General features: G+C 53.4%; 11 protein-coding genes. 2 read left to right on the top strand and 9 right to left on the bottom strand.

Annotation, left to right across the window (positions count from 1 at the left end; all coding sequences use genetic code 11):
- Nucleotides 1-3: 3 nt before the first annotated feature.
- The 6 genes from ispD to cysD form a co-directional block, all read right to left on the bottom strand.
- Nucleotides 4-699 carry a 2-C-methyl-D-erythritol 4-phosphate cytidylyltransferase gene (ispD, locus tag OGV94_RS13580; protein ID WP_043017386.1) on the bottom strand — a complete coding sequence of 232 codons (696 nt, stop codon included), beginning with the start codon at nucleotides 697-699 and terminating at the stop codon, nucleotides 4-6.
- 18 nt (nucleotides 700-717) lie between these two features.
- Entirely contained in the window at nucleotides 718-1,029 is a 312-nt protein-coding gene (gene ftsB / locus OGV94_RS13575) for a cell division protein FtsB (protein ID WP_003034163.1), read from the bottom strand.
- 215 nt (nucleotides 1,030-1,244) lie between these two features.
- Entirely contained in the window at nucleotides 1,245-1,568 is a 324-nt protein-coding gene (locus tag OGV94_RS13570; RefSeq protein ID WP_043017387.1) for a DUF3561 family protein, read from the bottom strand.
- A gap of 47 nt (nucleotides 1,569-1,615) precedes the next feature.
- On the bottom strand, nucleotides 1,616-2,221 hold the full coding sequence (gene cysC / locus OGV94_RS13565; RefSeq protein WP_043017388.1) for an adenylyl-sulfate kinase: 606 nt from the start codon (nucleotides 2,219-2,221) through the stop codon (nucleotides 1,616-1,618).
- A complete protein-coding gene (gene cysN, locus OGV94_RS13560; RefSeq protein WP_075145698.1) occupies nucleotides 2,221-3,648 on the bottom strand; it encodes a sulfate adenylyltransferase subunit CysN in 1,428 nt (475 codons plus the stop codon). Before cysN ends, cysC begins: the two co-directional genes overlap by 1 nt.
- A 9-nt stretch (nucleotides 3,649-3,657) precedes the next feature.
- Complete coding sequence (gene cysD / locus OGV94_RS13555; RefSeq protein WP_003034152.1) at nucleotides 3,658-4,566, bottom strand: sulfate adenylyltransferase subunit CysD; 909 nt, start codon at nucleotides 4,564-4,566, stop codon at nucleotides 3,658-3,660.
- Between the two features lie 254 nt (nucleotides 4,567-4,820).
- Here cysD and OGV94_RS13550 point away from each other — a divergent pair, with 254 nt between their 5' ends.
- On the top strand, nucleotides 4,821-5,864 hold the full coding sequence (locus OGV94_RS13550) for an aminopeptidase (protein WP_043017390.1): 1,044 nt from the start codon (nucleotides 4,821-4,823) through the stop codon (nucleotides 5,862-5,864).
- Nucleotides 5,865-5,909: 45 nt separating this feature from the next.
- On the opposite strand, the gene cysH is transcribed toward OGV94_RS13550, so the two are convergent.
- The 3 genes from cysH to cysJ all read right to left on the bottom strand — a co-directional run bounded on the left by cysH (nucleotide 5,910) and on the right by cysJ (nucleotide 10,239).
- The gene (gene cysH, locus OGV94_RS13545; protein WP_075145697.1) at nucleotides 5,910-6,644 is read right to left on the bottom strand and encodes a phosphoadenosine phosphosulfate reductase; all 735 of its coding nucleotides are present in this window, start codon (nucleotides 6,642-6,644) and stop codon (nucleotides 5,910-5,912) included.
- A gap of 83 nt (nucleotides 6,645-6,727) precedes the next feature.
- Nucleotides 6,728-8,440, bottom strand: a complete 1,713-nt coding sequence (gene cysI, locus OGV94_RS13540) for an assimilatory sulfite reductase (NADPH) hemoprotein subunit (protein ID WP_047409056.1) — start codon at nucleotides 8,438-8,440, stop codon at nucleotides 6,728-6,730.
- Nucleotides 8,440-10,239: an NADPH-dependent assimilatory sulfite reductase flavoprotein subunit gene (cysJ, locus tag OGV94_RS13535; protein ID WP_286523556.1), complete on the bottom strand. Its 1,800-nt coding sequence runs from the start codon at nucleotides 10,237-10,239 to the stop codon at nucleotides 8,440-8,442. Before cysJ ends, cysI begins: the two co-directional genes overlap by 1 nt.
- 305 nt (nucleotides 10,240-10,544) lie before the next feature.
- Here cysJ and queD point away from each other — a divergent pair, with 305 nt between their 5' ends.
- Nucleotides 10,545-10,907 carry a 6-carboxytetrahydropterin synthase QueD gene (queD, locus tag OGV94_RS13530; RefSeq protein ID WP_043017394.1) on the top strand — a complete coding sequence of 121 codons (363 nt, stop codon included), beginning with the start codon at nucleotides 10,545-10,547 and terminating at the stop codon, nucleotides 10,905-10,907.
- Nucleotides 10,908-10,976 lie beyond the last annotated feature (69 nt).

The raw sequence follows: 10,976 nt of genomic DNA, 5'->3' as shown, positions 1-10,976 counted from the left end.
TGTCTAGATAGTTCGGGTCAGATAAAATTCCGCCAGCGCCAGATCTTCCGGGCGAGTGACTTTGATGTTGTCAGCGCGTCCTTCAACCAGTTGCGGATGAAAGCCGCAATATTCCAGCGCCGAGGCTTCGTCCGTAATGGTTGCGCCTTCGTTGAGCGCACGGGTCAGGCAGTCGTGCAACAGCTCACGAGGGAAAAACTGTGGCGTCAACGCATGCCATAAATCGGTGCGATCGACCGTATGAGCAATGTCTGTTCGGCCCGGCTCCGCGCGCTTCATCGTGTCGCGTACGGGCGCCGCCAGGATCCCGCCGGTGCGGCTGGTCTCACTTATTGCCAGTAAACGGGATAAATCATCATGGTGCAAACACGGACGCGCGGCGTCATGCACCAGTACCCAGTTGGCTTCCCCTGCGGCTTGCAAACCGGCAAGGACAGAATCGGCACGCTCGTTGCCGCCATCCACTACGGTAATTTGCGGATGCGCAGCGAGTGGAAGTTGGGCAAAGCGGCTGTCGCCTGGGCTGATAGCGATGACGACTCGCGTCACCCGGGGATGAGCCAGCAGCGCATCAACCGAGTGTTCAAGAATGGTTTTATTGCCAATAGAGAGGTACTGCTTAGGACACTCTGTTTGCATTCGGCGGCCAAACCCGGCAGCCGGCACCACGGCGCAAACGTCCAATAAAGTGGCTGCCATGTTAAATCCCTGGACGGTTTATCGATTGTTTTGCCCTGCAGTCTGAGCGCGTTTAGACGCGTCAGGCACCAGACGATAAAAGGTTTCGCCCGGCTTAGTCATGCTGAGTTCGTTACGCGCACGCTCCTCGATAGCCTCTTGTCCACCATTGAGGTCGTCAATTTCGGCAAAGAGCTGATCGTTACGCGCTTTAAGTTTCGCGTTTGTAGCTTGCTGCGCAGCAACATCATCGTTGACGCGACTATAGTCATGTATGCCGTTCTTACCGAACCACAGCGAATACTGCAGCCAGACTAATAAAGCCAGCAACAGCAGCGTTAGTTTACCCATCCTGCCCCCTGAAAAACGGCATTAACATCCCATAACTTCCGCAGACGACTTTACATCAACGGGCGGGAATGCCGCGACAACGCGGGCAAATGTACCACATTTGCCCGTTGTTACGTATACCCCGTGTAAGGAGAACATAATCTCATTGTTGGTTACGGTTTGAATTATGGCCAGAGAGTGAACAACCGCTGCGATTATGCGAAATTGACGTGAGCTTAACCCAATAACCATAAAAATAGTGCGCCAAACATAGCCCCAACCACCAGCAGGGTACAGGTAATGCTCAGCAACAACCGTCCTTTTAATAGCGAGTGCAGGGCAATACCCGCGACGATCGCCACGGGCAACAATGCGAGGAAAAAGGGCCAGGTATAAATAAAGAAAAACAGTGTATTAGGGCCATACATCAGACACGGAAATCCCAGCGCCAGCAACCACGCTGCAAATCCGACCACGGCCCCCGGAAGTGACCAGGTGGTTTCGTCGTCGGCAGCGAAGGTATCTGACTCTGTAATAGTAATGTTATGGCTGTTACGCATATCTAATCCTGTGACCGTGACTGACCGGGCATACAAGCTCGGGTGTCTCAGGATCTGATAATATCTTCCTGCCTCAGCAGGTCTAATAATTGGGGTACCAAATTTGTTACCAATTGTTCACCATCAAGATGAATCTCTGGCGATTCAGGCGCTTCGTATACTGAGTCAATTCCGGTGAAATTGCGCAACTCCCCCGCCCGCGCTTTTTTATACAGCCCTTTTGGATCGCGTGCTTCACACGTTGCTAATGGCGTATCGACAAAAACCTCAATAAAACGCCCCTCTCCCACGCGCTCACGGACCATTTGTCGCTCGGCGCGATGCGGAGAGATAAAAGCGGTCAACACCACCAGACCGGCATCGACCATCAGGTTAGCCACTTCGCCAACCCGACGAATATTCTCCTTGCGGTCGGCATCGCTAAACCCGAGATCGCTGCACAGACCGTGACGCACGTTATCGCCATCCAGCAGATAAGTGCTCACCCCCAACTTATGCAGCGCCTCTTCCAGCGCCCCTGCTACCGTGGATTTACCGGAACCAGACAGCCCGGTAAACCACAGCACAACACCACGATGACCGTGGCGTTGTTCCCGCTGTTGCGGTGTAACAGGATGGGCATGCCAGACGACGTTTTCGTCATGCAACGCCATTATTTGCCTCCCAGCAGATCGCGCGCACCCCAGTGTGGGAAGTGGCGACGCACCAGCGCGTTAAGCTCCAGCTCAAACGCGCTGAACTGAGAAGCCGCGACGTGCTCCTGGACGATTGGCTCACGCACCAGCCCCGCGCCAACGGTAACGTTGGTCAGGCGATCAATGATAATCAGCCCACCCGTAACCGGATTCTGCTGATAGGTATCCAGCACCAGCGGCTCGTCAAAGGTCAAATTAACCAGACCGATGCCGTTTAGCGGCAGCGCTTCAACGTCACGTTGAGTCAGGTTATTAATATCGACCTGATACTGCACGCTATCCACGCGTGCACGGGTCTTCTTGCCGGCAACTTTGATGTCGTAGCTCTGCCCCGGCGACAGCGGCTGTTCCGCCATCCACACCACATCAACGGCAGCGCTTTGTACCGCTGGCAATGCTTCACCGGCATCAAGTAGCAGGTCGCCCCGGCTGATGTCGATCTCATCTTTCAGCACCAGGGTGATTGCTTCGCCTGCATGCGCTTCCTGTAAATCGCCATCAAAAGTCACGATCCGCGCCACGCTGGACTCAACGCCAGACGGCAACACTTTGACGCGTTGCCCGACCTTCACGCTACCGGAGGCCAGCGTCCCGGCATAACCACGGAAATCCAGATTCGGTCGGTTCACATACTGCACCGGGAAACGCATCGGCTGAGTATCAACAATGCGCTGGATCTCAACGGTTTCCAGCACTTCCAGCAGCGTCGGACCGCTGTACCACGGCATGCTGGCGCTTTGCGAAGCCACGTTGTCGCCTTCCAGTGCAGAGAGCGGCACAAACCGGATATCCAGGTTACCCGGCAGTTGTTCAGCAAAAGTAAGATAGTCTTCGCGAATGCGATTAAATGTCTCCTCGCTAAAGTCCACCAGATCCATTTTGTTGATCGCCACCACCAGGTGTTTGATCCCAAGCAACGTAGAGATAAAGCTGTGACGACGAGTCTGATCCAGCACGCCTTTACGCGCATCGATCAGCAGGATCGCCAGATCGCAGGTCGACGCACCGGTCGCCATGTTACGGGTGTACTGCTCATGTCCGGGAGTGTCCGCAATAATAAATTTACGCTTCTCGGTAGAGAAATAACGGTACGCCACGTCGATAGTGATGCCCTGCTCACGCTCGGCCTGCAAACCGTCAACTAATAACGCCAGATCGAGCTTTTCGCCCTGAGTGCCGTGACGTTTACTGTCATTGTGCAGCGATGAAAGCTGGTCTTCATAAATCTGACGCGTGTCGTGCAGCAGACGGCCAATCAGGGTACTTTTCCCGTCATCCACGCTACCGCAGGTTAAAAAACGCAGCAGACTTTTGTGTTGCTGGGCGACCATCCAGGCTTCAACGCCGCCTTCATTAGCAATTTGTTGTGCAAGTGTCGTGTTCATGGCGGCTCCTTAGAAATACCCCTGACGTTTCTTCAGCTCCATGGAGCCCGCCTGGTCGCGGTCAATCACGCGCCCCTGACGTTCACTGGTGGTTGAGACCAGCATCTCTTCGATGATTTCCGGCAGCGTCTGCGCATTCGACTCCACCGCGCCTGTCAGCGGCCAGCAACCAAGCGTACGGAAACGCACCATGCGCTTTTTAATCACTTCCCCAGGTTGCAGATCGATTCTGTCGTCATCAATCATCATCAGCATGCCGTCGCGTTCCAGCACCGGACGCTCCGCCGCCAGGTATAGCGGCACGATGTCGATATTTTCCAGCCAGATGTACTGCCAGATATCCTGTTCAGTCCAGTTAGAGAGCGGGAATACGCGAATGCTTTCGCCCTTGTTAATCTGCCCGTTGTAGTTGTGCCACAGCTCCGGGCGCTGATTTTTCGGGTCCCAGCGATGAAAACGATCGCGGAAAGAGTAAATGCGCTCTTTAGCACGCGATTTCTCTTCGTCGCGACGAGCACCACCGAACGCGGCGTCAAAACCGTATTTGTTCAGCGCCTGCTTCAACCCTTCGGTTTTCATAATGTCGGTATGCTTGGCGCTACCATGGACAAACGGGTTGATGCCCATCGCCACCCCTTCCGGGTTTTTATGCACCAGTAGTTCACAGCCGTAGGCTTTCGCCGTGCGGTCACGAAACTCGTACATCTCGCTGAATTTCCAGCCGGTATCAACGTGCAACAGGGGGAACGGCAGCGTACCAGGATAAAACGCTTTGCGCGCCAGATGCAGCATTACGCTGGAATCTTTGCCGATGGAATACATCATCACCGGATTAGAAAACTCGGCGGCCACCTCACGAATGATATGGATGCTTTCCGCTTCCAGTTGCCGCAGGTGGGTAAGTCGTTTTTGATCCATAACCGTTCCTATGTAATGCCGTTATTTTGCTAACGATGCTCAGATAACCTGACTATAGGGAGGGCAAGGAGGCGAATGAAATTACGAATTGGAATGAGTAGTTCCTCAAAGGAATAACGATCTGGAAAAGCAAATATCAAAAAGTGCTTAAGCTACCGAATTTAGGGCATTTAGGAGCAAATGAAATTGTTTTACCTCGATCACGGTTTCATACTAGCGGCTGAAAATTTTTGCTTGGTATTTAAGGACTCACTATGTTTTCCGCATTGCGCCACCTGACTACCGCCCTGGCGCTCGGCGCGTGCTTCATCCTTCCCGCACAGGCAACATCCTCCAAACCTGGAGATATCGCAAATACCCAGGCTCGATATATCGCAACGTTTTTCCCAGGCCGCGTGACGGGATCTCCGGCAGAAATGTTATCTGCTGATTATATACGTCAGCAATTTCAACAGATGGGCTATAGCAGCGATATTCGGACGTTTAATAGCCGTTATGTTTATACCGCTAAAGATAACCGTAAAAACTGGCATAACGTAACGGGAAGCACCGTTATTGCAGCACATGAAGGTAAAGCGCCGCAGCAGATTATTATCATGGCGCACCTCGACACCTACGCCGCACAAAGCGACGCCGATTCAGATGCCAATCTGGGTGGACTAACCCTGCAAGGTATCGACGACAACGCTGCCGGTGTTGGCGTGATGCTGGAACTGGCGGAAAAACTCAAAAACGTACCGACGCAATACGGCATCCGATTTATCGCCACCAGCGGCGAGGAAGAAGGCAAACTGGGCGCGGAGAACATTCTGAAGCGAATGAGCGCTGCAGAGAAGAAAAACACGCTGCTGGTTATCAATCTCGATAACCTGATTGTCGGCGATAAGCTCTATTTCAATAGCGGTAAGAAAACCCCGGAAGCGGTGCGAAAATTGACGCGCGACCGGGCGCTGGCTATCGCGCACAGTCGCGGTATCGTTGCCAGCACCAATCCAGGTCTGAACAAAGACTATCCGAAAGGCACTGGATGTTGTAACGATGCAGAAGTCTTCGACAACGCGGGCATTTCCGTTCTCTCCGTTGAAGCGACCAACTGGAACCTGGGCAAGAAAGATGGCTATCAACAGCGCGCCAAAAGCGCCTCGTTCCCGGCAGGCAACAGCTGGCACGATGTGCGACTGGATAACCAGCAGCATATCGATAAAGCGTTACCGGGCAGGATAGAACGCCGTAGCCGCGACGTGGTACGCATTATGCTGCCGCTGGTAAAAGAACTGGCAAAAGCGGGTAAATCCTGAAGAAGTGGTCCGGTAGGATGTAAATCTTACCGGACCACTTTCCTGTTACCCTTCGTGCAGTCCGCACTCGCGCTTCAATCCGAAGAAACGCGTCTCTTCTTCCGCCATTCCCGGTTCCCATTTGCGGGTGGTGTGGGTATCACCGACTGACAGATAGCCCTGATCCCACAACGGATGGTACTTCAGTCCGTGTTTTTGCAGATACTGGTAAACCGTACGGTTATCCCAGTCGATGATCGGCAGCACTTTAAACACGCCGCGCTGGATAGCCAGCACCGGCAAATGCGCTCGACTGCCCGACTGCTCGCGGCGCAGACCGGCAAACCAGGTTTGCGCATGCAGGTCCTGTAGCGCCCGGTTCATCGGCCCGACCTTGTTGATGTCATTGTATTTCTCAATGCCTTCAACGCCCTGCTCCCATAGTTTTCCATAGCGCGCTTCCTGCCAGGCGGCACTCTCTTTTGCCCGGTAGACTTGCAGATTAAGCTTGAGCTTGTCCGTTAACTCATCAATAAACTGGTAGGTTTCCGGGAACAGATAGCCAGTATCGGTGAGGATCACCGGGATATCCGGGCGAACCTGATTTACCAGGTGCAGGCTTACTGCTGCCTGGATCCCAAAACTTGATGACAGAACATATTCACCAGGCAGGTTTTCCAGCGCCCACGCCACGCGATCCTCGGCGCTCAATTTTTCCAGTTGATCGTTGGTTTGCGCCAACGCCATAACGCGTTCAACTTTCGGCAGCTCGTTCAACGCGTTGAGATCGAGTTTGGACATAAATTCCTCGCTGTTTGCCTTGCCTGATGGCGCTACGCTTATCAGGCCTACAAATTCAGTAGACCCGATAAGTCAATTTCACATTATTCCCAGAAATCCCGGGCAGGATCGAGCACCGGGCGAATAATGCCCGCACGCACCGTAAAGTCACCGAAGCCTTCACCCGCTTCGCGCTCTTTCGCCCAGCGCCCAATCAGTTCATCCAGCGATGCCAGAATTTCCGGCTCGGTGATGTTCTCTTTAAACATCCGGGGAATGCGAGTTCCGATGCGATTGCCCCCCAGATGCAGATTGTAACGTCCGGGTGCTTTACCCACCAGACCAACTTCCGCCAGCATCGCGCGGCCGCAGCCGTTCGGGCAGCCGGTAACACGCATGACAATGTTTTCATCACTCAGGCTGTGCTTCGCCATCAGCGTGTCGATGTTGTCGATAAACGTTGGCAGGAAACGCTCGGCTTCCGCCATCGCCAGCGGACAGGTTGGGAACGAGACGCAGGCCATTGAGTTTTCACGCTGCGGAGTTACCGCGTTCATTAAGCCACTCTTCTGCGCAATCTTTTCGATCTTCGCCTTTTCACTCTCAGGAACACCGGCAATGATCAGGTTCTGGTTCGCGGTAATGCGGAACTCGCCTTTGTGGATCTTCGCGATCTCAAGCAGACCGGTTTTCAACGGTCGGCCCGGATAATCGAGGATGCGTCCGTTTTCAATAAACAACGTCAGATGCCATTTATTGTCGATCCCTTTCACCCAGCCGATACGATCGCCGCGACCAGTGAACTCGTACGGACGGATCGGCTCAAACGTGATCCCCGCCCGGCGCTCAACTTCAGCTTTAAAGGTCTCAACGCCTACGCGTTCCAGCGTGTATTTGGTTTTCGCGTTTTTACGATCGGTACGGTTACCCCAATCACGCTGCGTGGTCACCACAGCCTCCGCCACGGCCAGCGTATGCTCAAGCGGCAGATAACCAAACTCGCTTGCCGTACGGGCATAGGTTTTCTTGTTGCCGTGCTCAATCGACAAACCACCGCCCACCAGCAGGTTAAAGCCCACCAGCTTGCCGTTTTCCGCAACCGCCACAAAGTTCATGTCGTTGGCGTGCAGATCGATGTCGTTCTGCGGCGGGATTACCACGGTAGTTTTAAACTTACGCGGCAGATAGGTTTGACCGAGGATCGGCTCTTCATCGGTGGTCGCGACTTTTTCCTGATCCAGCCAAATCTCTGCATAAGCGCGGGTGCGCGGCAACAGGTGCTCGGAAATTTTCTTCGCCCATTCATAGGCTTCGGCGTGCAGCTCAGATTCATACGGGTTCGAGGTGCACAGCACGTTACGGTTCATGTCATTGGCGGTAGCCAGAGCGTCAAGCCCGACTGAATGCAGCATCTGGTGTACCGGTTTCACGTTCTTCTTCAGAATGCCGTGAAACTGGAAGGTCTGACGGTTGGTCAGACGAATGCTGCCGTAAATGGTGTTGTCATGGGCGAACTTATCGATCGCCTGCCACTGTTTGGTGGTGATCACCCCACCCGGCAGACGACAGCGCAGCAGCATGGCGTGGCGCGGCTCCAGCTTTTGCTCGGCACGTTCGGCGCGGATATCGCGGTCATCCTGCTGGTACATACCGTGAAAACGGATCAGCAGGAAGTTGTCGCCTTTAAAACCGCCGGTCAGACCGTCATTTAAATCTTCGGCAATGGTACCGCGCAGGTAGTTGCTCTCAACCTTCATGCGCTCAGCATCAGTCAGTTTGCCTTCGACCACCAATGGTCCTGGATGTTTTTCGCTCATTAGTAGACATCTCGCTGATAACGGCGCTCAATGCGCAGCTCACTTAAAAATTCATCCGCCGCTTCGATATCCATACCACCGAATTCGGCAATCACTTCCAACAAAGCCTGCTCAACGTCTTTCGCCATACGATTGGCGTCGCCGCAGACATAAATGTGGGCACCGTCATTAATCCAGCGCCACAGTTCCGCGCCCTGTTGACGCAGTTTATCTTGTACGTAGACTTTTTCTTTTTGATCTCTGGACCAGGCGAGATCGATACGGCTCAGTACGCCCTCTTTGACGTAACGCTGCCATTCCACCTGATACAGGAAATCTTCGGTAAAGTGTGGGTTGCCAAAAAACAGCCAGTTTTTGCCTTCGGCTCCGTCAGCCGCACGCTGTTGCAAGAATGCACGAAACGGCGCAATACCGGTGCCAGGTCCAATCATAATCACCGGCGTCTGCGGGTTCGCCGGCAGGCGGAAGTTATCGTTGTGTTCAATGAACACGCGAACTTCACCTTCTTCATCTACACGATCGGCAAGGAAGCTGGACGCGCCGCCTGCGCGGGCACGACCTTCAATGTCATAACGCACCACACCCACGGTAACGTGCACTTCGCTTTCCACTTCCGCCTGGGAAGAGGCAATGGAGTACAAACGCGGCGTCAGCGGGCGCAGCAGATCAACCAACGCCTGGGCATCCAGTTGCGCCGGAGAGAAGCGCACCATATCGACGATGGGCGTGGTTGCGGCGTAATGCTGCAACTGCGCTTTGTCACCCACTAACGCCAGCAAAGTTTCGCTGCGGGTCATGGTGGCATAATTTTCTACGATATTGCCGGTGTTGACCGTCAGTTCGAAGTGCCACTCCAGTGCTTCGGCGAGCGGCAGGGTTTTGCCATCAACAGTGACCGGTTCATCCCCTTTCAGCCACAGCAGTTCTACCAACTCTTTAACCAAAGCCGGATCATTTTGATACCAGACACCCAATGCATCGCCCGGCTGATAGCGCAGGCCGGAATCGCCTAAATCAATCTCAATATGGCGCACGTCTTTTTCAGAGTCGCGGCCGGTAATTTTCTGATTCACCGCAAGCGACGCCGTCAGCGGCGCTTCTTTGGTATACGGACTGGTGTGTACTTCGTTTACCGCACCGCTCGCGGCAACTTGCACAGACGATGCCGCAGGCGCACGTGCTTTCAGGACATCAACCAGACGGGCACGCCACTGGGCAGCCGCGGCCTGGTATTCAACATCAGCGTCGACGCGGTCAAGCAGACGTTCACCGCCCAGCTCAGCCAGTTTCGTATCAAAGTCTTTTCCTGACTGACAGAAAAACTCATAAGAGGTGTCGCCAAGACCAAACACGGCAAAAGCGGTGTTATCGAGCTTCGGCGCTTTTTTCGAGAACAGGAATTTATGCAACGCCACGGCTTCTTCCGCCGGTTCACCTTCCCCTTGCGTCGACGCCACCACGATCAGCAGTTTTTCATTGGCGATTTGTTTGAATTTATAGTCGCCAGCGTTGATGAGAGTGACGTTGAGCTTCGCGGCGATCAGATCATCGCGCAGGGCTTCCGCCACACGACGCGCATTACCGGTTTGCGAGGCGGAGATAAGCGTAATGCCCGGCATTTGAGCGGCAGGCGCTGGTGACGCCGTATTGCTGCCTGGCTGCTGATTCAGCACGCCCCAGAAATAGCCAGAAACCCACGCAAGCTGTGCGGGAGTGAAATCGGTCGTGGCCGCCTGAAGGCGTGCCAGTTGCTCCGGGTTTAGCGGTAGCAAAGCGGAAGGTGGGACCTGTGTCGTCATGCGTTGTCATGTTCCAGTAAGCAAAGCGGATTTCAGCAATAAAACCCAAACTGAAGATAAGGTTAACGGCGGGGATAGTAACAATTAAAGAAGTGATGGAAATAACAAATAACCAAATGGACTAACCTGTTTTAGTTATAGTTATTAACAGCAAAATCGATTTAATAAGCATTTGATATATAAATAGTTATTGAACATTATCTTTATGAATGGATTGTTCTGATACTCTGCGCCCTTTTAACTAATGATAAAATTTGCTCTTTACGGTACCCTACGCCGGTTTTTCGCATTCTTGAGAGTAAATAATGTCCACCACCTTGTTTAAAGATTTCACCTTCGAAGCCGCTCACCGCCTGCCACATGTACCGGAAGGGCATAAGTGTGGCCGCCTGCATGGTCACTCATTTATGGTGCGTCTTGAAATTACCGGTGAAGTCGATCCGCATACCGGTTGGATTATGGATTTTTCTGAGTTAAAAGCGGCGTTTAAGCCGACGTACGATAGGCTTGATCACTACTATCTGAACGATATTCCAGGCTTAGAAAACCCAACCAGTGAAGTGCTGGCAAAATGGATTTGGGATCAGGTAAAACCGGTTGTCCCTCTGCTGAGTGCCGTAATGGTGAAAGAGACCTGCACAGCGGGCTGCGTGTATCGCGGCGAGTGATTGTAGCCTTGACGGATGGCGAAACGTCTTCTCCGGCCAGCAACGAACAACAAACTCTGGCCGGGTAAG

The organism is Citrobacter sp. Ce006, from assembly GCF_030336535.1.
Lineage (GTDB): Bacteria > Pseudomonadota > Gammaproteobacteria > Enterobacterales > Enterobacteriaceae > Citrobacter > Citrobacter europaeus.
Note: the sequence above shows the minus strand (reverse complement) of the source record. Positions and strands in the feature narration are given on the sequence as shown.

What these genes read in the sequence shown, in the direction of transcription:
- ispD (WP_043017386.1), bottom strand. Translation starts at nt 699, where the DNA reads ATGGCAGCCACTTTATTGGACGTTTGCGCCGTGGTGCCGGCTGCCGGG.
- ftsB (WP_003034163.1), bottom strand. Translation starts at nt 1,029, where the DNA reads ATGGGTAAACTAACGCTGCTGTTGCTGGCTTTATTAGTCTGGCTGCAG.
- OGV94_RS13570 (WP_043017387.1), bottom strand. Translation starts at nt 1,568, where the DNA reads ATGCGTAACAGCCATAACATTACTATTACAGAGTCAGATACCTTCGCT.
- cysC (WP_043017388.1), bottom strand. Translation starts at nt 2,221, where the DNA reads ATGGCGTTGCATGACGAAAACGTCGTCTGGCATGCCCATCCTGTTACA.
- cysN (WP_075145698.1), bottom strand. Translation starts at nt 3,648, where the DNA reads ATGAACACGACACTTGCACAACAAATTGCTAATGAAGGCGGCGTTGAA.
- cysD (WP_003034152.1), bottom strand. Translation starts at nt 4,566, where the DNA reads ATGGATCAAAAACGACTTACCCACCTGCGGCAACTGGAAGCGGAAAGC.
- OGV94_RS13550 (WP_043017390.1), top strand. Translation starts at nt 4,821, where the DNA reads ATGTTTTCCGCATTGCGCCACCTGACTACCGCCCTGGCGCTCGGCGCG.
- cysH (WP_075145697.1), bottom strand. Translation starts at nt 6,644, where the DNA reads ATGTCCAAACTCGATCTCAACGCGTTGAACGAGCTGCCGAAAGTTGAA.
- cysI (WP_047409056.1), bottom strand. Translation starts at nt 8,440, where the DNA reads ATGAGCGAAAAACATCCAGGACCATTGGTGGTCGAAGGCAAACTGACT.
- cysJ (WP_286523556.1), bottom strand. Translation starts at nt 10,239, where the DNA reads ATGACGACACAGGTCCCACCTTCCGCTTTGCTACCGCTAAACCCGGAG.
- queD (WP_043017394.1), top strand. Translation starts at nt 10,545, where the DNA reads ATGTCCACCACCTTGTTTAAAGATTTCACCTTCGAAGCCGCTCACCGC.